Here is a 22,107-nt window from a genome sequence, read left to right as displayed (position 1 = left end):
AGATTGCGCATAGGAGGACCAATATGAAGATTAAATCAATAGAACCGACGCCGAGTCCGAACACGATGAAAGTGATTTTGACTGAAGAGCTTCCGGCGGGGAAAAGCAACAATTACAAGCCCGATCAGGCAGATGATGCTCCGGCCGTCGTACGTGATATTTTAAACATTGAAGGAGTAAAGGGCGTTTATCACGTTGCCGATTTCCTGGCTGTGGAGAGAAACGCCCGTTTTGACTGGAAGGACATTCTGCCTCAGGTCCGTTCCGCTTTCGGAATGGAACATACGGAGCAGTCTGAGAGCCGTTCTGAACAGGAATCGTTCGGTGAAGTGAAGGTTTTCGTACAAATGTTCAGCGGAATCGATGCAGGTCAAATTGACGGACGGCGAACGTGAAGAGCGCTTCGGCCTTCCGGAACGTTTCCAAGAAGCCATCTTAAAGCTGCGTTCCGAAGCTTCAAATGTTGTATTTGAGCGGGCTTGGAAAGAACAAGGCGTGCGCTTCGGGGATTTTACCGAAATCGGACACGATGTCACAGAAGAGCTTCAGGCCGCCTACAGTGATGAGCGGCTCAAACGCCTGACAGAAGCAGCCGTACAGCAAAAGGGTGAGGCCAAACCGGCAGTGCAGCGGAAAGCTTATAAAGTGACTTTGGAAATGCTCGATGATGAAGACTGGAAACAGCGCTATGCCCATCTTGAGCAAATGGATCCGGATGAAGACGATTTACCAGTATTGGAAAAGGCGCTGCATGATCCGAAGACTTCGATCAGAAGACAAGCCGTCGTTTATTTGGGAATGATCGAAAAGCCGTCTGTGCTTCCGCTGTTATACAAAGCGCTTGAAGACAAAACGGTGACGGTCAGAAGGACGGCGGGTGACTGTCTGTCGGATCTCGGCGATGCGAGCGCCATCCCGGCAATGATAAAATCGCTCAGTGACTCAAGCAAGCTCGTGCGCTGGCGCGCGGCCATGTTTTTATATGAAGTCGGCGATGAAAGCGCGCTGGAAGCATTAAAAGCGGCGGAAGACGATCCGGAATTCGAAGTCAGCCTGCAAGTCAAAATGGCGATTGAACGGATTGAGCACGGAGAAGAGGCGAAAGGTTCAGTCTGGAAACAGATGACTGAAAGCAGAAAAAGAACAGTTATAACAAAGGTGCGCCATGCACCTTTTTTTTGAATTCACTTTTTATAAAAATTATTTAGAATATTGTTGAAAAATGATTCAAAACTCTATATAGTAAGTACAATATTAATTGTTGGAGGGTTTTTATCGAAATACAGAAAGAATAGAAAAGCGAGACAGGGCAAAGACACTGTAAACAGGTAATTTGCAGAACGCGCCCTAGAATAAACTGAAAATTTTAAAAATAATGCACAGTCTAAAAACAGTAGGGGGATCACCATGGCAGAATTACGCAGCAACATGATCACACAGGGAATTGACAGAGCGCCGCACCGCAGCCTTCTTCGCGCTGCCGGCGTAAAAGAAGAAGACTTCGGCAAGCCGTTTATCGCGGTCTGTAATTCATACATCGATATCGTTCCCGGGCATGTTCACCTGCAGGAATTTGGAAAAATCGTAAAAGAAGCAATCAGGGAAGCGGGCGGTGTGCCTTTTGAATTTAATACGATCGGAGTAGATGACGGAATCGCGATGGGGCATATCGGCATGAGATATTCGCTGCCGAGCCGTGAAATCATTGCCGATTCAGTTGAAACGGTCGTCTCGGCGCACTGGTTTGACGGAATGGTCTGCATTCCGAACTGCGACAAAATTACGCCGGGAATGCTGATGGCGGCTATGCGGATTAATATTCCGACCATTTTTGTCAGCGGGGGGCCGATGGCAGCCGGCCGTACAAGCGATGGCCGCAAAATTTCGCTTTCTTCAGTATTTGAAGGCGTCGGCGCATATCAAGCCGGGAAAATCGGTGAAAGCGACCTGCAGGAGCTGGAACAGTTCGGCTGTCCGACGTGCGGATCTTGTTCAGGCATGTTTACGGCAAACTCCATGAACTGTCTGTCTGAAGCGCTCGGTCTGGCGCTTCCGGGAAACGGAACAATTCTGGCAACTTCACCGGAGAGAAGAGAGTTTGTGAGAAAATCAGCGGCCCAATTGATGGAGACCATCAAAAGACATTAAGCCGCGTGATATTGTCACCGAAAAGCGATTGACAACGCCTTTGCGTTAGACATGGCTCTCGGCGGATCAACCAACACAGTGCTGCATACGCTTGCGCTTGCCAATGAAGCTGGGGTTGAGTACTCTTTAGAACGCATTAACGAAGTGGCTGAACGAGTGCCTCACTTATCGAAATTGGCGCCGGCCTCGGACGTCTTCATTGAAGATCTGCACGAAGCGGGCGGAGTCTCGGCGGCCCTTAATGAATTGGCGAAAAAAGAAGGGGCGCTTCATCTTGACGCGCTGACTGTAACAGGCCGCACACTCGGAGAAACAATTGCGGGTCATGAAGTAAAGGATTATGACGTGATTCATCCGCTTGACAATCCGTTTACCGAAAAAGGCGGTTTGGCCGTCCTGTTTGGGAATCTGGCTCCGGACGGCGCCATTATCAAAACAGGCGGCGTACAGGACGGGATTACAAGACATGAAGGTCCCGCTGTCGTCTTTGATTCTCAGGATGCCGCGCTTGAAGGCATTATAAACCGCAAAGTAAAAGAAGGAGATGTTGTCATTATCCGTTATGAAGGGCCAAAAGGCGGACCGGGCATGCCGGAGATGCTTGCTCCGACGTCTCAGATTGTCGGAATGGGGCTTGGCCCGAAAGTGGCGCTTATTACAGACGGCCGTTTTTCAGGAGCGTCCCGGGGTCTTTCAATCGGGCACGTATCACCTGAAGCGGCTGAAGGCGGCCCGCTCGCATTCGTAGAAAACGGCGACCATGTCATCGTTGACATAGAAAAACGGATTTTGGACGTACAAGTGCCTGAAGAAGAATGGGAAAAACGCAAGGCCGAATGGAAAGGCTTCGAGCCGAAAGTAAAAACAGGATATCTAGCCCGGTATTCCAAACTCGTAACAAGCGCCAATACAGGCGGAATCATGAAAATATAAAACAGAGGCCTGAACAATTGAATTCCGGCCCCCTCTATAGTATCCTTGACTTCATATAAGGATTTTAGAGGGGGCTTTTTTATGTCAATGGCTTATGAAGAATATATGCGCCAGCTGGTCGTGCCGATGCGCCGTGAGCTGACGGGTGCGGGTTTTCAGGAATTAACGACTGCTGAAGAAGTAGAAAGCTTTATGGAACAGGCAGAGGGCACGACATTGGTCGTTGTTAACTCCGTGTGCGGCTGTGCTGCCGGTCTCGCCCGTCCGGCTGCGACTCAGGCTGTTTTACAGCATGAAAAAGCGCCTGATCATACGGTTACCGTATTTGCCGGTCAAGATAAAGACGCAACTGCAAAAATGCGTGAATATTTTACGGGGCAGGAACCTTCCTCGCCATCAATGGCGCTGTTAAAAGGGAAAGAGGTCGTTCATTTTATTCCCCGCCACGAAATCGAAGGGCATGACATGGAGGAAATTATGAAAAATCTGACGGATGCCTTTGATGCGCACTGCTGAAATGCCCGAATTCCGGGCATTTTCTTTTTGGAGAAAAAGATGATCACAACGAGTTACAGACCAAGCGAATACACGATACAAACAGCGCAGTCACTCAGTGTCAGGCTGGGTGACACTTACTGCAGCCGCAATAAACAGCCGATTGAAAAAATGCTGGAACGAGCCGCTAGCGATCTTTTAGTCATCGGAAAGGAACGGTTCGAACTTTACACGAAGCAAGGTGAGAAGTTCTTTTTCACCCGAATACAGCGATGTTCCGCGCAAAGCGGTTTTGAGAGGAAGCCGAGCCGTTGTTAAAAGCACCGGATTACGCGAGGGGATTCCTTTTAGATTGTACACTCGGCCTGGCATCCGATGCGATTTTGGCAAGCCTGGCAGTCGGAAAAAGCGGACAAGTCATCGGCCTGGAGAAAACAAGCTTGTCTCATTGCTTGTAGAAACAGGACTTCAAACGTGGAAACCGGAATGGAGCCGCTCAAACCGCCATGAAACGCATTCAGGTTAAACATGCTGACTGCGCCGATTATTTGCGGAGCTTCCTGATTCATCGGTAGATGTCATTTATTTTGACCCGATGTTTCACGAACCTGTTGAAACGTCAGACGGCATTGCACCGCTCCGCGCGCTGGCAGAAGAGGGTTTTAACGAAGAGTGCATCACGCAAGCCGTCCGGGCGGCGAAAAAATGCGTAGTGCTTAAAGACCATTGGAAAAGCCCGCGGTTTGAACGATACGGCTTCAAGGTGCTGAAAAGAAAGACGGCGCTTTTCCACTTCGGTGTCATCCATGTAAGCTCATGATATCATGGGCTTCTTTTTCGTTAATCAGTGATTTCCATAACGACAAAATAAAGCGGCGAGAAGTGATACAGTCGCAAATAAAGCGTTAATCATCTCATCCCCTCCTTTTTCTCCTTCTTATTGTAAGCGGTTTATCCGCTCGGTCACAGTTACCAATTTCCCATATTGCATGATAATACGCTGCCGGGCATGACGCCGCGCTTTAATCTATGCTAAAATAAAGGAAAAGAGGACAATAAAACAGAGGGGAACAATCTATCATGAAATTGTGGATGAAAAAGACCCTTGTGGTTCTGTTTACCATTGTAACGTTCGGACTCGTGTCTCCTCCGGCTGCTTTGATGACAGACAAGCCTTCAGGACAGTCGAGCAGTCTTGAGCAGAATGATTACACCGCTTTTTATGATGAACACGCCCTGCCGGGAGAAGCGAAGGCAGGGCGGGAGCCTGAATTACTGTTTCAATCGTATCAGCAGCAGCTTCTCGGTGATGCTGAAAATCAATCATTTTAAAATTCGGCAAAAATCTCTCCGGTCATTGAAGATGATTACAGAAGTGAAATTCTGCCGAAAATCGAAGATGTGATCACAGGACATTTAGCCAAGTTTCAAGATGATGAAGCGTATCAGGATGTGGTTATTTCCAGTAAACCGTCGGCCGGAAAAACCGAAAAAATTTTTCATGTGTATAACAGGCTGACAGGTGAAGATCTTTTAAGGTTCCACGTCCGCCGGGATCATCCTCCGCAAGACGGCTACTGGTTTAATTTTCATTACCATACCGCTGAAGACGGATTTCAATCACATCATGAGCTCGGCAGCATTTACTGGGACCGCAATACGCCGCCTGACTGGATGAGCGTGTAATAGCGAGAAGAATTAAAAAAATCATTTCTGAGAAATTTTGCAGAAATGATTTTTATTGTGTTACTACTAAAAGACTACTTTAAAAGGATGAAAAAATGAAACAATATAAAGATTTGTGCCGTCATGTGTTAGAAAACGGAGACCGTACGGGAACGGGTACGATCAGCACGTTCGGCTACCAAATGCGGTTTAACCTTCAGGAAGGTTTCCCGATGCTTACGACGAAAAAGCTCCATTTTAAATCCATCGCGCATGAGCTGCTTTGGTTTTTAAAAGGAGATACGAATGTCCGCTACCTTCAGGAAAACGGAGTCCGTATCTGGAACGAATGGGCGGATGAAAACGGAGAACTCGGACCGGTTTACGGCTCTCAATGGCGTTCGTGGCGCGGAGCGACGGCGAGACCATTGATCAAATCTCCGGCTGATTCATGACATCAAGACAAACCCGAATTCCAGACGTTTAATCGTCAGCGCCTGGAATGTCGGAGAAATTGATCGTATGGCGCTTCCGCCTTGCCACTGCCTGTTTCAGTTTTATGTCGCGGATGGAAAACTGTCGTGTCAGCTTTATCAGCGCTCAGCGGATGTCTTTCTCGGCGTGCCGTTTAATATTGCGTCTTATGCGCTTTTAACAATGATGATCGCGCATGTGACGGGGCTTGAACCGGGTGAGTTTGTTCATACATTCGGAGACGTCCACATTTACCAAAACCATGTGGAGCAGGTGAATTTGCAGCTGACAAGGGATGTCCGTCCGCTGCCGAAACTGCGGTTTGCGCGAAATGTTGATTCTATTTTTGATTTTACGTTTGAAGACTTTATCATTGAGGATTATGACCCGCATCCGCACATAAAAGGAGCTGTCAGCGTATGATTTCGTTTATTTTTGCGATGGATGAGAACCGGCTGATCGGAAAAGATAACGATCTGCCTTGGCACCTTCCCGATGATCTCGCGTATTTCAAAAAAGTGACGACGGGCCACACCATTGTAATGGGGCGGAAAACGTTTGAATCAATCGGACGCCCGCTTCCGAACCGGCGTAACATCGTTGTAACCTCACGGGACGAATCTTCATTCCCGGGCTGTATTGCCGCCCACTCGGCTGAGGAAGTGCTCAAGCTGATCCCGGCGGATGAAGAATGCTTTGTAATCGGCGGCGCCCAGCTGTACAGTGCGCTCTTTCCTTATGCGGACAGACTCTACATGACAAAAATTCACCATGTCTTTGAAGGAGACCGTTTTTTTCCGGAATTTAATGAAGCTGAATGGGAATTGACCTCCCGCAAACAGGGTAAAAATGAAAAAATCCTTACGATTATGAGTACCTTGTATACGAGAAAAGAATTAAGCAGGGGACAAGAATTGATTCGTTACGGCGCCTTGTGATGTACGTTGTATTTATGTTCATGAAAAATATTCAGGAATATATCAATCAAAAGCTTGACCCGCGGCTTTCTTTTCAAAAACAGATGAGGCTGGTGTATGAGCGGCCGAAAGCCTTTATGAGAGGCTGTATTGACGTCTCGGGATCGACAATCGGCATTCATCATGATCAGCCGATCCCGGACGGCCCCGTATTGTATGTGCATCCCAAATTGCGCCCGGCTGATCTTCTCTGCTCGCGGGACATCTTGAAGAGCCGGCTGGTTTTATCGCTGGCGAGAGCTTTCGGATGCCGTTTCTCGAAATTGGCTGCGTCTGATGGGTGTCATTTGTGGCGGAGACAGCCGGGATGCAGTGCTTCAGGAGGCGGAAGTCCGTCTGCAAAAAGGGCAAAGTCTGATTCTGTCCGAAGACGGCAAAATCAATCCGGAGGAACTGGCCCTTCGTTTCGATCTCCCGATTGTGCCCGTCAGCACTTCGGGAACAGACCGGCTGCTGCGGGGCAGATTACTGAAACGGCTGAAACCGGCTGACATTGAATTACATATAAAGCCCGCTTATTATCCGGCCGGTCAGAAACGGCTCCGTGCATAAAAAAAGCACAGTCTCTATACGAGAGGCTGTGCTTTTTATCAGAATAAAGGAACTTTGACGCAATAAAACAAAATACAGAAAAACATCGAGGCGCCGCCGCCTAAAACAAAACTGTGCCAAATGGCGTGATGATACGGAACCTTTCTCCAAATATAAAATTGTGCCGGCGGAATACAATAAGCCGCCGAAAAGAAGAAGGCCGAAACCGGGGCCTGACAGCGAAGCGTACAGCGGTTTAATGGCGATGATGATCAGCCAGCCCATCATTAAATAGACAAGCGTTGAAAAAATGATAAACCGCTTCACGAAAAGATTTTAAACACGATGCCTCCGATGGCAAGCGACCAAACAATAATTAAAGGGTCAGACCGAGCGCTTCTAAGGGTCCTAATAAAATGGCGTATATGTTCCGGCTATTAATACGTATATCGCGGAATGATCCACAATCTCAAGAATGTCTTTCGTTTTTTTATGCTGGATGCTGTGCAAAAGAGTCGAGCTGAGATACAGCAGGAGCATTGAAGCGCCGAAGATTGAAAAGCTGACGATGTCTGTCGGCGAGCCGTATTTCACCGCGAAGATAATGAGAAAAATAAGCGCCGGAATCGACAGCAATACACCGATTCCGTGTGTGACGGCATTTGCGATTTCTTCTTTTATTGTGAACAATCAAATGTCCTCCTTTTTAAAGGATTTGTTTTTGCAGTGACTGCAAAAAGGTCAACCCTTCTAATGTGATTTTTGTTCCTGCGCGTCCCCGGCCTTTTGTCACATAGTTCATCTTTTCTAAGTAATCAAGCCTATTTCTGACTTGCTGGGGCGTTAATGTCATTGTGCTGTTTTCGCTTAATTCGGATATGCTCCGTCTGCTGGCGGGTTCGCCCTTTGTATTTAAGTCTTTAATTGCTTCCAAAATAAACAAAAACTCTTCTTTCTCCATCAATGTCAGCCGTTTTCTTTTTCTTAGCGGTTTCGCTTTCTGGCTGTTTTTGATATACGGCGGGACATGCTCGGGATAAATCGTCTTGCCGGATGCCGCCGCCATATAGTGCGCCGCATTTTGAAGTTCTCTGATGTTGCCGTTAAAGGTGTGCCGCTCAAACAGCGGATAAACGGACGGATCGATATGAATATGCTGTTCCGAGGCTGTCAGCATATCTTTAGAAGCGGTATATCGCTCTTTCGTTCAGATAAAGCAGGAGCGGAAGGCATAACACGTGAAGCCTGTAAAATAAATCTATGCTGAACGTGTTTTCCGCGCCGGTATCGCCAAGATTCGCCGTCTCGCTTGCAATGATGCGGGCGGAAAGCCCGGCGTCCAGCTCGGAAAGAAGGCGGGCCTGTACCGAGAGCGGCATGTCTCCGATTTCATATAAGAATAATGTTCCGCGGCGGGCTCTGTTTAATGCACCTTCAGCGCCGAACAGTTCATATTCGAGCCGATCTTCGCTTTGGTCGCAGTGAACGGTAATAAATAGTTCGCTGTTTCTGCGGGATTTATGATGGATCGCTCTGGCCATTTGTTTTTCCGGTTCCGACTTCACCTGTTATGAAGACTGGCAAATCAGATAAGGCAAATTGCGAGGCCAATCGTTTCGCTTCTGAAAAGGTGTGATGTTCGCCGGCTAGCTGATAAAAAGGATCAGTTTGTTCAATTACACTCATGAATTGGCTCCTTTTGGTTCTAATTGGTTTAAGTATAACACGTTTATGCGATCGAAAATATCTTTTTCTCTTGTATCGGTTCATTTATTTTTATTTACAAAATTAAAATAATTATCTTATTGTTCGAATATTCATGTTATAATGGCATATTAAATAGGGATTTAAATAAGAAAGGACTCTGTAAATGAAACCGTTGCTTAAAGAAGACTCTCTCATCCAGGTAAAAGACATTTTAAAGCGCACCAAAACGTAAAGGACGTTGTGATACATACGCCTTTGCAGAGGAATGACAGACTTTCTGAGAGGTATTGCAATATCTATTTGAAAAGAGACCTGCAGGTGGTCAGATCATTTAAGCTCAGAGGGGCTTATAATAAAATGAGGCAGCTCTCAAAAGAGCAGACTGAAAACGGAATTGTATGCGCAAGTGCGGGAAACCATGCGCAGGGGGTTGCGTTTTCATGCAAACACCTCGGCATTCACGGCAAGATTTTTATGCCGTCAACTACACCGAGACAGAAAGTATCCCAAGTGGAGCTGTTCGGAAAAGAATTTGTTGAAATCATATTGACGGGTGACACTTTCGATGATGCGTATAAGAGTTCTGCGGAATGCTGTGAAAACCGCACGTTTATTCATCCGTTTGACGATCCCGATGTCATGGCCGGACAGGGAACGGCTGCCATCGAAATTTTAAATGACATTGATGTTGAACCGCATTTTCTTTTTGCAGGCGTAGGGGGAGGGGGACTCCTGTCCGGGCTCGGCACGTACATGAAAAACATCTCGCCGGATACAAAAATCATAGCGGTAGAGCCGAAGGGCGCAGCCTCCTATTTTGAATCGAAAAAAGCCGGACAAGTGGTTGAACTTGAGAAAATTGATAAATTTGTCGATGGGGCGGCCGTAAAAAAAATCGGCGCTGAAACCTTTCAAACGCTCGAAACCATCGTCGATGACGTTTTGCTTGTCGGAAGGAAAAGTGTGCGACGATTCTTGAATTATATAATCAATGCGCTATCGTGGCTGAACCGGCGGGTGCATTGTCCGTGTCAGCACTTGATCTGTACAAAGAAGAGATTAAAGGGAAAAACGTCATCTGCATGGTCAGCGGAGGGAATAATGACATCGGCAGAATGCAGGAGATGAAGGAGCGCTCCATGATTTACGAGGGGCATTATTTTATCGTTAATTTCCGCAAAGGGCGGAGCTTCGCGAATACCTTGATGAGGTGCTCGGTCCTGATGATGACATCACCCGGTTTGAATACACGAAAAAAATAACAAAAGCGGCCCGCATTGGTCGGCATTGAGCTTAAGCATCGGGAAGATTACGGCGCGCTCATTGCCCGGATGAATCAAAAGGATTTCATTACGTAGAGGTGAATAAAGATCAGGATCTGTTCCACCTGTTAATCTGACTTTTAGAGAACGGCCGCAAAATGACAGACACGCTTTCTCAGATTGTATAATAAAAAAGAAAACAATCGAAAAAGAAGGATTGATATCTTGTTACTCAAAAGCCTAGAGTTCAAACGACAGGACGGGATTCAGGTAAAAGTGACAGAAATACCGGTTGTCACGGAAGGTGAACAATATTTTTTTCAAATTCATCAGCACCTTGAGCTTTATTTGAGAGAGGTTTTTGCTTCACAAAGTGTGAGAACAGTGTATTCATTCCGACAATATGTCAAGCGCCGTATGAAGTGGAAAGATTATGAGGCCGTTTTCAGCCAAGAGATTTTAAAACATAACGCATAACGGTGCACATTCCTTAGCGCCTTCCTTTTAAGGGAGGGTGCGGAATTTTATGATGAATGCTGTAAGCGTTTTATCTATGGGGAATGGAAATGAAAAAAATGAAAAGCTTCATGCTTTTGTTTTGTTCTGCTCTTGTGCGCCTGCGGGGGGAAAACGATAAAAGACCCGCTGAACTATCAGATTGAGCCGTTTTCATATCAGAACCAAGACGGGAAAACAGTGTCACTGAAAAGCCTGAAGGGGCATGTCTGGATTGCCGATTTTATGTTTACAAACTGTAATACAGTCTGTCCGCCGATGACGGCCCACATGACCGAACTGCAAAAAAAACTGAAGGCTGAGAACCTGGACGTGCGGATTGTGTCATTCAGTGTAGATCCTGAAAATGATACGCCGAAACAGCTGAAAGCCTTTGCTTCCAATATCCGCTTTCGCTTCGCAACTGGGATTTTCTGACCGGTTACAGCCAAAAGGACATTGAAGATTTTGCGCTGAACAGCTTTAAAGCAATCGTCAAAAGCCGGAGGGACCAGGTCATACATCAAACTTCTTTTTTTAGTCGGACCTGACGGCAAGGTGCTTAAAGATTATGACGGCGTGCAGAAGGTTCCGTATGATGATATCCTGTCAGATGTCAAAGCGGCTGAGGAGCTCAAGTAAACTGGCAGATTAGACATTTTCAAAACTGAAAAACATGTTACACTTTCCACTAGTAGACGGGAAGAGCAACCAGATTGAAGCTGCGAATGTTCTCATTGATCGCCGGACTGGCTTTGCTTTTATCAGCTTGTTCTGTCCAGCGCACCGGTTCTGACGCTGAAGAACCGAAAACGAAAGATCATATTGTCATAGTTGCGGTCGGTGATTCATTGACTGAAGGAGTAGGAGATCCTGACGGTTCAGGATACGTCGGCAGGGCGCGGAGTCTTAAGAAAAGGGACATGTGAAAACGGTAGATATTAAAATTATGCGGTGCAGGGCGACAAAACGTCGGACCTGCTGGAAAAGATAATAAAAAGTGCAGAAATCATTAAAGAGCGCCGACTATATCTTTTTACCATCGGCGGCAATGACTTAATGAAGGTGCTCCGCCAGAATATGATGCGACTGACGGTTCAGCCGTTCAAAAGGAAGAAAACCTTTTGAAAAACGGTTCAAGGCGATCGTTTCAAAAATCCGCAAATATAATGAAAACGCAGAGCTGGTGTATGTCAGCATGTATAATCCGTTCACGTTTACGCTGCCTGAATTAAAATTAATGGGGTTGTGACGGATTGGAACAAGATCGCCGCAAAAGAGCTGGAAAAAGATCCTCACGCCAGCGCGGTGAATGTTGAAGACTTGTTCAGTCAAAAGCGGCGACAGACGGATTTCAAAGGATGATGATTTTCATCCGAACGCAAAAGGGTATGCACTCATCGCCGACCGATTATACGGCATCATAGAAACAAGGGTTACCAGCAGAATAGGGTGAAATGATGAAAAATGGAAATCGCTGTTTTTGTTCTTCTCGCACTCAATGTGATTGCCGCCGCGGTAATTGTGACATTATTGGTTATGCCGGGAGAACAGGCGAAAATACAAGATCAGACAAAAGTGAGTACGGCTTTCATATCACAAGCTCCAAAGAATCACTTGCCAGGTTTGTGAATTCGTACTTAAAAGAGAAGGCATCGAATCAGCTTGACTACAAAGTGGACATCAATAACGATGTGCACGTGGCAGGTAAAATCAAAGCATTCTCAACCTCCATTAACGCGGTCGTCACATTTGAACCGTCCGTACAGGAGAACGGAGATGTGGTTTTGAAAGTGACGAAGTTTTCATTAGGTGAATTAAGCCTGCCGATCAGCTTTGTGCTGAATTATATGGACAGCTTTTATGAACTCCCGTCATTTGTGCACGTTCATTCCGGGGATAAAAGCATCGAGATCCGTCTGTCAGAAATGCCTTTAGACAACGGCATGTATGTAAAAGCGGATAAAATCAATCTCGACACGGATGAAATTGAATTTTCCTATTATCATCCGAAACAATAAGTTTTCATAAAAAAAACACAGATCCTTTCAGGGATTTGTGTTTTTCGTGTCAACGTTTTTGTCTAGCTTGCTGAACAGTTTGATTAACGTTGCAAGCTCTTCATCAGAGTAGCAGTCAAACCGTTTAAAAAAGTATTCTGTTTTTTTCTGGTTGAAATGATCGACAATTTTCTCCCCGGCTTCCGTAATATGGATTCTGATAATTCGCCTGTCCTCTTTAGAACGGATGCGGGTGATCCATTCCTTTTCTACTAAAGCATCGGTCACTGCGGTAATGTGGCTTGCGGAGACCTCAAGAATGGGGCAAATTCCGTTACTTTTTGGCCCTTGTTCACTGAGAATCCGCAAAATGGTGAATTCGTTCCTGGACAGCTCTTTATCTAGAATTTCATTAACTTCATTTCTGATTTGTTTAAACACTTTTCGAAGCAAAGCTTCCATATCATACATCATTTGTGTCCTTACTTTCAAATCATGAACCTCCAATATGTAGTCAGCGTGGCATTCGTTCAGCTTCCCTGAAAGCAGAATTATTTTTATTCTGTTTATACATGCTATAATATAATAATACCATATGAACAAAGGAGGCACCCGTATGTCAGAAAAAATCGCCACATTTGCAGGCGGCTGTTTTGGTGCATGGTGAAGCCGTTTGACGAACAGCCCGGATTGAAAAGGTGGTGTCCGGCTATAGGAGGTCATACTGAGAATCCGACTTACGAAGAAGTGTGCAGTGAAACGACCGGACACAGAAAGCCGTTCAAATCACATTTCAACCTGACATTTATCCGTATGAAAAGCTTGTCGAGCTGTTTTGGCGCAGATCGACCCGACTGATGCAGGCGGCCAGTTTGCAGACCGCGGAAGTTCATATCGGGCGGCGATATATTACCATAATGATGAACAAAACAAAATCCTCAAAAACAGCTTGAAGAAAGCGGCATATTTAAAAAGCCGATCGTCACAGACATTTTAAAGGCTGAGCCTTTTGAAGCGGAAGGCTATCATCAGCACTTTTATAAGAAAATCCTGATCACTACGGGCGCTACCGTGTAGGTTCCGGACGTCAAGGCTTTCTGGATGAGCATTGGAGGGACAGATAAGATGGCTTTTAATAAAGAAGAAAAAATCAAATCATTAAACCGCATGCAATATGAAGTCACGCAAAATAACGGAACGGAGCCGCCGTTTCAAAATGAATTCTGGGATCACAAAGAAGAGGGGCTGTATGTTGATATCGTATCAGGAAAGCCCTTGTTTACATCTCTGGATAAATTCGATTCTCATTGCGGCTGGCCCAGTTTTACAAAACCGATTGAGGAAGAAGAGGTTGACGAAAAACTGGACACAAGCCACGGAATGATCCGGACGGAAGTGAGAAGCAAAACAGCGGACTCCCACTTAGGCCACGTATTTAATGACGGCCCGGGGCCAAGCGGTCTCCGTTATTGCATTAACTCTGCGGCACTCCGGTTTATTCCGAAAGACAAGCTGAAGGAAGAGGGCTATGAAGCCTGCCTGCATTTATTTGAAAATAGAGCTCAGCAATGAGGCCTGCCTATCAGACAGGCCTTTTTTCTATGTTTTTTTTTCTTCATGTAATCGTTCAATAATCTTTACGATTGTGTCTTTTGTGATGAGCGGCGCCTGATCGGATTGATATCTGGGGAGATTGACCTTCCGAAATTCCGGATGTTTGGCGGGGTCCGGCAATATCGCGTAGATTGCCCCATTCATATAAAGATTCCGTCTCATGAGGAGAGGTCAGTTCTTCATGAAGCTTCTCACCGGGACGTTTTCCCACTTCAACAGCGGCTGGCTGCGGCAGTCCGTGCCGGAACGCATATTCTTCAAACCCGTGAAGCAGTTCTTCAAGCCTCAGGGACTCCATTTTAAAATAAACGTTTCTCCGCCCTTTGTAATCGCCGCAGATTGGGGTGAGCGTTGCGGCGTCATCGATCGACATAAAAACCTCGTCATGTTTTATCCGTAATGGTGAGCGGACCGCCTGCCATCAACTGCTCAAATAAAATAGGAATAACGGAACCGCGTGAACCGAGCACATTGCCGAAGCGGACCGAACAAAACACCGTACCGCGGTTTTGAACATGATGATTCGCCTGATGAAACAGCTTCTCGGACAACAGCTTCGTAGCTCCCATTGTGTTTACCGGGGAAACGGCTTTATCGGTTTTTTAAGATATTTACTGCATTTTGAGGAACTATCAGTGGCGGTGAGATCGAAAGCGAAAAATTAAACCTCAGGATAGGGGTGATTTCAAACTGAGCCGGAATTGGCCCTTTTCTTTTTTGTGTCATCGTAACGATAACATCTTTGAAGACCATTCTTAATAGTGAGTTCTTTTTCTCTGTGCTTGTTTCAATGTGATATTGATCAATTATCTTATTTATGTTGTTTCTGACTGTATTACTGTCTATTTCTGATTGCGCTTCTTGAGTTCCATTGAGTTCATGCTTGGCAATCTGGAGTTCTTTAAATTCTTCATCTAAAACAGCTTTTCTTTTCAAAAAAAGTTCATCAGTGTAAATGCCGCTTTCATATTTCTCGAAGATAAAATTCTCTTTGTTTTTTAACTCTTGTTCTTTTTGTGAAAGATGTTCAGACATTTGCTTCTTTGTTTTCATATTACTATTTACGTCTTCGTATTTAGAAATCATCGAAATGATATGTTTTGTTAAAGTCTTATTATCTAAGTTGCTTAAAAAGAAGAGGTAATCCAGAATGGCATTTTCAACATCGTTATATCTCACATAAGTGCATTTATTCTTTTGCAAGTGAGTGATTTAACGTGATACACACTCCGTGCCGTTTTTTGTTTTCTCGCGTTCGCCTAGTTTCGTATTTAGATAATGGTTCACCGCACTTAGAAACAAGTGCATACGCCTGCCAATTCACTAATTCCAATGCGTTTTATTAGGCGACAGGGAACTTTGTTTGCAATTTTCTCTTGTGATTGTTGAAATTGTTCTTGATCTATTATAGGGGCGTGTGCATCTGATACTACAATTTGTTCCTTTTCAGGTCTAATTGTTCGTTTACCGTCTTTTGTTTTCCCTAACCTTATATTTAACAGTTCCGATATACGCTTCGTTTTGCAGAATTGCTTTAATTGTGTATTGATTCCAGCGCTTTTTCCTGATGGAGTCGGTATTTGTAATTTTGTTAAGTGAGAAGCAATCGCTGTATAACTAACTTCTTTTCCATTCAACCCATTTAAAAAGATGTTAAAGATGAATTGAACGACTTTTGCTTCTTCTTCGACTGGGACTAGTTTGGATGTTTTTTTTTTTACCGGTATCCATAAGGCGCTAGTCCGAAATCCATTTCCTTGTGCCGCATATGTGTATTTAGCGCCTGTCATACGCTCTCTGGTCATTTCAAATTCTTCTCTGGCCATAAACAATTCAAAACGAATCTGACGCATGTCTGCAGGATTTCGAGGGTCATAAACTTTATATGGTGTAATGATAATCAATCGCTTGCTTTGAAGAAGGTTAACAATTTGTCCCGCATCACTGTAGCTCCATGGCTGAGTCTTGTTATTTCTTTAACAGCAATTGCCTGGTACTTGCCTTCCTCGAGGTCTTTAAGACATTCTTTAAAACAGGGCGACCCTCAATGCTTTCTCCAGATCCGATTTCCATTTTCAATTCATAGGGATTTCAATCGACTTCAGTATTTTATTCATGAGTTCATTTTGTTCTGTTAGCGTATCTTCGCCTGTTCTTTTTTCCGCTCCATATCCTGACGAGAGCGTCTAAGATAACCAAAATATTTGTAATGTTGTAAGAATGAACGATGTTTTTAACTCCAAAAAATCAGCACCTCCTCTTTATTGTATTTACTGTAAAAACAAAAGTATTCGTACAATATTCTGTCTGACATTGAATACGAAAATAACGTAATATATTGTAAGGATTGTATTGTTTGAATCTTGATCTATTCTAACGGATATATAGATTAAAAACATCTAATACTGTCTCAAAAACAGTCTTTTTTGTGTAGTAAATATATCTTAAATTGTGGATGAATATTTGATCACCGCAGTGATTTTTGAACGGTTTCAAACGTAGGACTGACTTCATTTTAGGTACAATGTTCGGAAAGTCCACGGTAAACAAGATTATTAAAAACACAAACAAAATTTGTAAGGTTCTCGAAGATATAACCGAGCTCCTAAAGAGGTTCTTGCTATGGCAAGAAAACAAATTCCACCAGCTATTAAAGGTGCAGTTGGCGCAGGAGTTGCTGAAACAATTGGCATGGCGGTAGAATATCATCCTTCGCTATTATCTTGTTCTTTAAATACTAAAATTAAAGGTGATACCATGACTGGAAATCGTTTTGTAGACTGGTGTAACGAAAATAACCTAAATTCTGAAGACGAAACTTTTCTCGTCCAGTTGTCAGGTGCATTTTGTAATTATGAAAATGATAAAGCGAAAGAAATGAGTAAGCAATTATTCATTACCCGATATGGTGAAGAGCTTGGAATTAGCTCCATTAAAGGAGATAATCGATCAGAATATGAAGAAATTATTCGTATGAAAAGAATAATTACAAGCAGAACGAAATTAATATAGATGAACTCGCAGGCATTATTTGAGACAGAGATGATGTTATCTTTAAAAGAAAAGTTTTGATAAAATCTAATTGATGTATCATAGGGGTTTAATCAGCCACTATAGACTACAGAGTCCTTCACACGCTCTGTGGTTTTTTGAATGTATCCAATAAAAAAGAAGCCTCAGAGGACTTCTAAAATTATCAATTCTTCTCACATGCAAAGTTGTCATTATCGCGATCCATCTTAGATGTATAAGCAGGGTGAGTGCTTGGTACGCCATGCGGGTATTTCTTTCTCAGCTCTGTGCAGTTAAAGTGTTCTGTTCCTCCAGCAGAAGGGAGGCTTGTGCAGAGTTAGAAGCTGTGATGCTGAACTGCTTGAATTTGAATTGCTAGGGTTCGATTTATGTGTCTCGGATTGGTGTGTTAACTGACTTTTGAGCCGGCTTAGATACACTTACTGATTTCTTCGGTTTCGTTGCGCGACCATTAAATCCTTTATCAGTCACATACCCATTCTTACTCCAAATCTTCAAGTCTTTATCTTTCATTGCTCATCTTTCTTATACGTGTCTAAATACTTCGTGTTTGGCTCATATACATAAGCTACTCGTGCTAATCCTTCTTTAAGCAGTGTTTCTTGTACTGATTTGCCATCTGCATAAACGTAAGCCAGCATTCTGCCATACTTGTCTGTACGATCTCCTTTATCAAACTCAGTTGAAGTTTTCCCTTGTTAACCAGCTGTTTGTTTCTTGCTGAAGCCTCCTCACCATATGGTTGTACGCAAGAGTTTGGCTTCTTAGTTTTAGGCGTGTCAACAAGTAAATAACGAGACTTCGCCTTTATACTTTAATCGTATTCCCATCAACTGTTCTGTTAAGTGTTACATCGACCAGCCTTTTCTTTTGTCAGACGCCTTTTTATCCGACGAATCCTTCTTTGAAGCATTTTCGGCTTTTTCATTGTTGTCATTAGTACTTTTGTCATTTGATTGAGTGTCTGCCTTTGTCTCTTTTACATCCTTTTCTTCTTCTTTGCGTTGTTTTAGCTTTGTCTGAATCTGTTTTATCTGAAGAATCAGAATCAGACCCGCACGCGACCAAAGAAAGCTTAAAGATAATGCGCAGATACCTAATAACCATTTCTTCAATGTAATTTCTGTCTCTATATCGGACAAACCTTCCTAATTATAAATATAAAACCAAAGATTGTAAATTCCGTTTTGGCATTTTAAGACACTCAAATACAGTTTTGAGGTAAAATTTAGTGGTCCTAAACATTAGAGGAGGAATTTATATGGAAGAAGGAAGTTAATTCACATGACTCTTAATGGAATAAAGGATGCTGTTTCTAAATACGGAACTTTCCTATGTTCCAACATGGGGGCATGTCATGGAAGACGCGCTTTTCAATTCAGAGATCCGGCCAGTCCTCAAGAAATTAATAGTTTAGAAAAGATGTTAGGGTAACTTTGCCTAATGATTATAAAGAGTTCCTATTCAATCACAATGGATTGGAAATGTTTAATGGTATTGAGCTTCTTAGCACAGAAGGGATAATTGAATTTAATGAAGTTCAAGACTTCCTAAAGGCTATGTCCTAATTGGATACCACTATGATGGCAGGTATGTTATTGACACAAACAAATCAAATAAGGATTAGAGTATATGTTGTATCTAGATTCAATTGATGACATTGAAGATACGGTATATTTAGACTCTAACTTTGAGGTATGGTTTGACATGTTAGTGTCTTCAAATGGAACAAAATACTGGGAGTAAAATCCAAAGATTCAAGAGTATTATAAATATATTTCAAAATAGAAAGTTTAGATAAGATCAGTGGAAAGGAGCCAGATATGAAAGTATTTGAAGCAGCCTCGTTCATTTCAGCGGCGGAAAAGCGGGCGAAAGAATACGATCAGATTAGAGAACAATTTATCAATCTCAGGAAAGCCTATCAGGGAATGGCTGACTTAGATGACAGTGAGTTTTCAGGCAAAGGCGCTGACAACATTAAAGCTTTTTTCCAAGATCACGCTAGTGTCACAGACAGCTGGCTTGATTTGATCGATATGAAGATTGCTTTTCTTAACAGTATTTCAGGAAAAGTAGCTGATGCCGGATTGACCGATTCGTTTGTGGAAGAGTCATTTTTAGAACATGAGCTGATTCATGCGAAGAATAAATCAAAAGCCATCATGCAGGAGCAACGGAATGAAATGAGAGATATTCTTAATGAGATAAGCGATATTGTTCATCTTGATGTTTTCTCGACAGAGGATGTCGATCAACAGCTGGATTCAGCAGATAAGAAACGGGACAATACCATACACAAGCTCGGAAAGCTCGATCATGATCTAACGAAAGAATACGCAGAAACCGAGGCAAATGAACATTTCATTCAAGCTGATTTTCAACAGCTTCAAAATGCCACAGGCAAAGGAAAAAACGCCACTCCGCTTCACTATAACGCCAAGGCGTACAGAGAAAGTGACATACATAAGAAAAAAGGCGAGATTGCAAGACATTCGGATGCTTATTTGACGATTAAAAAGGAAGAAGAGCGAAAAAAATCAAGGATCTGAAGAAAAAGCTGGCTGATGGTGTAACTGATCCGGATGAATATTTGGAAATTGCGAAGAAGATCGGCTATGAAAGCCTTGAACCTTCCCAGCAGCAATATGTCATTCAGCTTGAACAAGCAAAACAGCTGGAAGAAGCCGGAGAAGTGACTTGGGATATATTAAAAGGAGCCGGCGTTGGTTTATATGATGTCGGGAGAAGACACGGTAACCGGTTTGTGGACTGATCAGCAAGCCTGATGAAGTTGTTGAAGGTATCATAGGGGCAGTTGCTCATCCAATTAACACGTATAATGCTATTTCAACAGCTATTGAGGAATCGTATCAAAAAGATATGGTAAATGGAGATGCGTATTCCCGATCAAGATGGGTGACATATGCGATAGGTACAGTAGTTACCTCTGTGGTAGGCACAAAGGGAGCCGGTTCTCTTACAAAAGCAGATGTAGCTGGAAAAGTCATGTCAGGCAAGCTCAAAGGTGAAAGATGTCTGGCTGATTTATTGCCTTTTGGAAGTTGTTCTGGAGGAGTTCCTTATAATGTAGTTAATAGTGAAAATTTAAAGGATCGTCTGCTTAGATTAATTGAATCAGCAAATCCTAGAACGGTTTTACCAAGGAATAAAGGTCAGTGGGAAGGTACACCTGGTGATGGGAAATGGTATTCCGACATACCTGAAGTAAAAGCAGCAACTAAGGGAGAACCGATTACTTTTAAAGATGGACGTCCTGATTTTACTCCATGGACTGTTGCAAACATTAAGTTTAAGCCTGGTGAATTAAATGGAACGAAAAAAGATTTTAGGCTTGTTTATAAAAAAATTAAAGAGATCAAGGGTTTTAAATCTCAAGCGCAGGCGAAAAAATGGCTGTCACAACAGGGACTTACCCCGCACCATTTGGATAGTATCACAATACAACTAGTGCCTAGTGTGATTAATAACAAAATACCTCATATTGGAGGAGCTTCTGATTTAAGGGGGGTATTAGCATGAGTTTCAATAAAATTGAACAAAAGTTAAAAGAATTTACGATAGATGTTGAAAAAGATTCCAACATTAATACTAATGAGCAGCTCAAAGAAATTGAAAGAATTATAGGCAATCAATTACCTTCCGACTATAAGGATTTTTGAAGGAATATGGAGGCTGTTATTTAGATAGTAAAAACAACAAATGAAGTTGAGTATGACGTTTGCTACAAACCCATAGAAAAGACCCTTGGATGGGCAAGGAAGATGATACACAATTATTAGAGAACTTCTATGGTTTAGCTAACGATCATAACAGTCTTCAAGAAGCGATCAATACCTATTCTGATTGCTTTCCTAGGAATATTATTCTATAGCAAGCTCAGCAGGTGGTAATGAAATATGCATGGACATCGACAATGAGAAGGTTTTGTTCTGGGATCATGAATTAAGTCACCCTGAAAAAGACTTTTTCCTAATTGCCAACTCTTTTGAAGAGTTTATTCTAAGTTTAGTAGATGAACCAATTGAATCTGATGAACAAGGGAGTGATGTGGAAATTGAGATTTTAGACAATGACTTTGGAAAATTGCTCTTTGGTAAGGACAATTAGCTTTTATTTTTAGGAAAAGTATTGCAAATTAAGCTCTCAAGAGAGCTTTTATTTTCGATAAAACTAATTATAAAAGGGAGAGAGGTTATGGATTCGTACCAAATAAAGAAATTAAAACCCGAATACAATAAATGTAATAATATTTGGGACATGGAAAAGAAAAAGAAAATGGCTAAGGTGTTTTATGACGAATTAGTAAGCGGAAACAGAATTACTTTTACTCAGTGAATGACGAGTTTATAGGAGAAGGATCGTTAGTTTTCAAAACAATGACCCAGATTATACCATTCCCGATAAACGCGTTTATCTATCTCGTATGATTGTTAAAGAAGGATATCGAAATTGTGGGATAGGTGGTATTATTGTTGATTATTTGATTGATTATGCCAAACAACTTGGATATGAGGAAATAACACTCGGTGTAGATACAGATAACTTAAACGCAAGGCATCTATATGAAAAGAAGGGTTTTACAACCGTATTATTTCTTGGTGAAGATGAATATGGTGAATATGTAAAACTCTAAAAGTATTAAAATAAAATTCCGAGAATTATGGTGAATGTATGAGAGGTTACTTTCACAAACGATAGACGGTATCTTATGCTAATCTAATTAGAGTCGTTATTTAAGAGGCGTATTAG

Annotated in this window: 11 protein-coding genes and 18 pseudogenes; 21 read left to right on the top strand and 8 right to left on the bottom strand. The window is 43.0% G+C overall.

Annotated elements, in window-relative coordinates; translation table 11 throughout:
• The first annotated feature begins 23 nt into the window (after positions 1-23).
• The 9 genes and pseudogenes from VP472_RS10375 (at position 24) to VP472_RS10340 (ending at position 7,244) form a co-directional block, all read left to right on the top strand.
• Positions 24-1,182, top strand: a pseudogene (locus VP472_RS10375) (conserved virulence factor C family protein).
• A gap of 225 nt (positions 1,183-1,407) precedes the next feature.
• Positions 1,408-2,448, top strand: a pseudogene (gene ilvD, locus VP472_RS20130) (dihydroxy-acid dehydratase); the annotation flags it as partial.
• Between the two features lie 45 nt (positions 2,449-2,493).
• Positions 2,494-3,081 (top strand): hypothetical protein, encoded by a 588-nt coding sequence (locus tag VP472_RS20125; RefSeq protein WP_442879430.1) that lies wholly within the window; start codon positions 2,494-2,496, stop codon positions 3,079-3,081.
• 81 nt (positions 3,082-3,162) lie between these two features.
• On the top strand, positions 3,163-3,597 hold the full coding sequence (locus VP472_RS10365) for a BrxA/BrxB family bacilliredoxin (RefSeq protein WP_003153619.1): 435 nt from the start codon (positions 3,163-3,165) through the stop codon (positions 3,595-3,597).
• 39 nt (positions 3,598-3,636) lie between these two features.
• Positions 3,637-4,396: pseudogene (locus VP472_RS10360) on the top strand (class I SAM-dependent methyltransferase).
• Positions 4,397-4,656: 260 nt separating this feature from the next.
• Positions 4,657-5,262 (top strand): annotated as a pseudogene (locus VP472_RS10355) (YpjP family protein).
• A 95-nt stretch (positions 5,263-5,357) separates the two neighbouring features.
• Positions 5,358-6,138 (top strand): annotated as a pseudogene (locus VP472_RS10350) (thymidylate synthase).
• Positions 6,135-6,610: pseudogene (locus VP472_RS10345) on the top strand (dihydrofolate reductase); the annotation flags it as partial. The pseudogenes VP472_RS10350 and VP472_RS10345, both read left to right, overlap by 4 nt.
• A gap of 19 nt (positions 6,611-6,629) precedes the next feature.
• Positions 6,630-7,244: pseudogene (locus tag VP472_RS10340) on the top strand (lysophospholipid acyltransferase family protein).
• A 38-nt stretch (positions 7,245-7,282) separates the two neighbouring features.
• Here the strand turns inward: VP472_RS10340 and trhA are convergent.
• Both trhA and VP472_RS10330 read right to left on the bottom strand, forming a co-directional pair.
• Positions 7,283-7,913 (bottom strand): annotated as a pseudogene (trhA, locus tag VP472_RS10335) (PAQR family membrane homeostasis protein TrhA).
• A gap of 16 nt (positions 7,914-7,929) precedes the next feature.
• A pseudogene (locus VP472_RS10330) lies at positions 7,930-8,909 on the bottom strand (sigma 54-interacting transcriptional regulator).
• 184 nt (positions 8,910-9,093) lie between these two features.
• Between VP472_RS10330 and ilvA the strand changes: the two are divergent.
• The 5 genes and pseudogenes from ilvA (at position 9,094) to VP472_RS10305 (ending at position 12,708) form a co-directional block, all read left to right on the top strand.
• A pseudogene (ilvA, locus tag VP472_RS10325) lies at positions 9,094-10,329 on the top strand (threonine ammonia-lyase IlvA).
• Between the two features lie 88 nt (positions 10,330-10,417).
• On the top strand, positions 10,418-10,669 hold the full coding sequence (locus VP472_RS10320; protein WP_048367428.1) for a DUF2535 family protein: 252 nt from the start codon (positions 10,418-10,420) through the stop codon (positions 10,667-10,669).
• A gap of 126 nt (positions 10,670-10,795) precedes the next feature.
• A pseudogene (locus VP472_RS10315) lies at positions 10,796-11,329 on the top strand (SCO family protein).
• A 74-nt stretch (positions 11,330-11,403) separates the two neighbouring features.
• Positions 11,404-12,138 (top strand): annotated as a pseudogene (locus tag VP472_RS10310) (SGNH/GDSL hydrolase family protein).
• Between the two features lie 26 nt (positions 12,139-12,164).
• A pseudogene (locus VP472_RS10305) lies at positions 12,165-12,708 on the top strand (YpmS family protein).
• A gap of 27 nt (positions 12,709-12,735) precedes the next feature.
• On the opposite strand, the gene VP472_RS10300 reads toward VP472_RS10305, so the two are convergent.
• Complete coding sequence (locus VP472_RS10300; RefSeq protein WP_330731099.1) at positions 12,736-13,179, bottom strand: MarR family winged helix-turn-helix transcriptional regulator; 444 nt, start codon at positions 13,177-13,179, stop codon at positions 12,736-12,738.
• Positions 13,180-13,347: 168 nt separating this feature from the next.
• Between VP472_RS10300 and msrA the strand changes: the two are divergent.
• Both msrA and msrB read left to right on the top strand, forming a co-directional pair.
• Positions 13,348-13,764 (top strand): annotated as a pseudogene (gene msrA, locus VP472_RS10295) (peptide-methionine (S)-S-oxide reductase MsrA).
• Positions 13,765-13,812: 48 nt separating this feature from the next.
• Complete coding sequence (gene msrB / locus VP472_RS10290; protein ID WP_330731098.1) at positions 13,813-14,259, top strand: peptide-methionine (R)-S-oxide reductase MsrB; 447 nt, start codon at positions 13,813-13,815, stop codon at positions 14,257-14,259.
• Between the two features lie 55 nt (positions 14,260-14,314).
• Here the strand turns inward: msrB and VP472_RS10285 are convergent, their stop codons facing one another.
• The 4 genes from VP472_RS10285 to VP472_RS20115 form a co-directional block, all read right to left on the bottom strand.
• Entirely contained in the window at positions 14,315-14,674 is a 360-nt protein-coding gene (locus VP472_RS10285) for a polysaccharide biosynthesis protein (RefSeq protein ID WP_330731097.1), read from the bottom strand.
• A gap of 10 nt (positions 14,675-14,684) precedes the next feature.
• The gene (locus VP472_RS10280; protein ID WP_330731096.1) at positions 14,685-14,852 is read right to left on the bottom strand and encodes a polysaccharide biosynthesis protein; all 168 of its coding nucleotides are present in this window, start codon (positions 14,850-14,852) and stop codon (positions 14,685-14,687) included.
• 40 nt (positions 14,853-14,892) lie between these two features.
• The gene (locus tag VP472_RS20120; RefSeq protein ID WP_442879391.1) at positions 14,893-15,480 is read right to left on the bottom strand and encodes a hypothetical protein; all 588 of its coding nucleotides are present in this window, start codon (positions 15,478-15,480) and stop codon (positions 14,893-14,895) included.
• Positions 15,481-15,593: 113 nt separating this feature from the next.
• The gene (locus tag VP472_RS20115) at positions 15,594-16,205 is read right to left on the bottom strand and encodes a recombinase family protein (protein ID WP_442879390.1); all 612 of its coding nucleotides are present in this window, start codon (positions 16,203-16,205) and stop codon (positions 15,594-15,596) included.
• 718 nt (positions 16,206-16,923) lie between these two features.
• Here VP472_RS20115 and VP472_RS10270 point away from each other — a divergent pair.
• Complete coding sequence (locus VP472_RS10270) at positions 16,924-17,313, top strand: hypothetical protein (RefSeq protein ID WP_330731095.1); 390 nt, start codon at positions 16,924-16,926, stop codon at positions 17,311-17,313.
• 184 nt (positions 17,314-17,497) lie between these two features.
• Here the strand turns inward: VP472_RS10270 and VP472_RS20110 are convergent.
• Positions 17,498-18,449 (bottom strand): annotated as a pseudogene (locus VP472_RS20110) (thermonuclease family protein).
• Between the two features lie 242 nt (positions 18,450-18,691).
• Between VP472_RS20110 and VP472_RS10250 the strand changes: the two are divergent.
• The 4 genes and pseudogenes from VP472_RS10250 (at position 18,692) to VP472_RS10235 (ending at position 21,991) form a co-directional block, all read left to right on the top strand.
• Positions 18,692-19,080, top strand: a pseudogene (locus tag VP472_RS10250) (SMI1/KNR4 family protein).
• 77 nt (positions 19,081-19,157) lie between these two features.
• Positions 19,158-20,877 (top strand): annotated as a pseudogene (locus VP472_RS10245) (T7SS effector LXG polymorphic toxin).
• A pseudogene (locus VP472_RS10240) lies at positions 20,874-21,465 on the top strand (SMI1/KNR4 family protein). Before VP472_RS10245 ends, VP472_RS10240 begins: the two co-directional pseudogenes overlap by 4 nt.
• A gap of 316 nt (positions 21,466-21,781) precedes the next feature.
• On the top strand, positions 21,782-21,991 hold the full coding sequence (locus VP472_RS10235) for a GNAT family N-acetyltransferase (protein ID WP_330731093.1): 210 nt from the start codon (positions 21,782-21,784) through the stop codon (positions 21,989-21,991).
• The last annotated feature ends 116 nt before the right edge of the window (positions 21,992-22,107 follow it).

It is taken from the genome of Bacillus sp. MT(2024), assembly GCF_036362845.1.
Taxonomy (GTDB): domain Bacteria; phylum Bacillota; class Bacilli; order Bacillales; family Bacillaceae; genus Bacillus; species Bacillus velezensis.
This window is presented reverse-complemented; position numbering and strand designations above follow the sequence as displayed.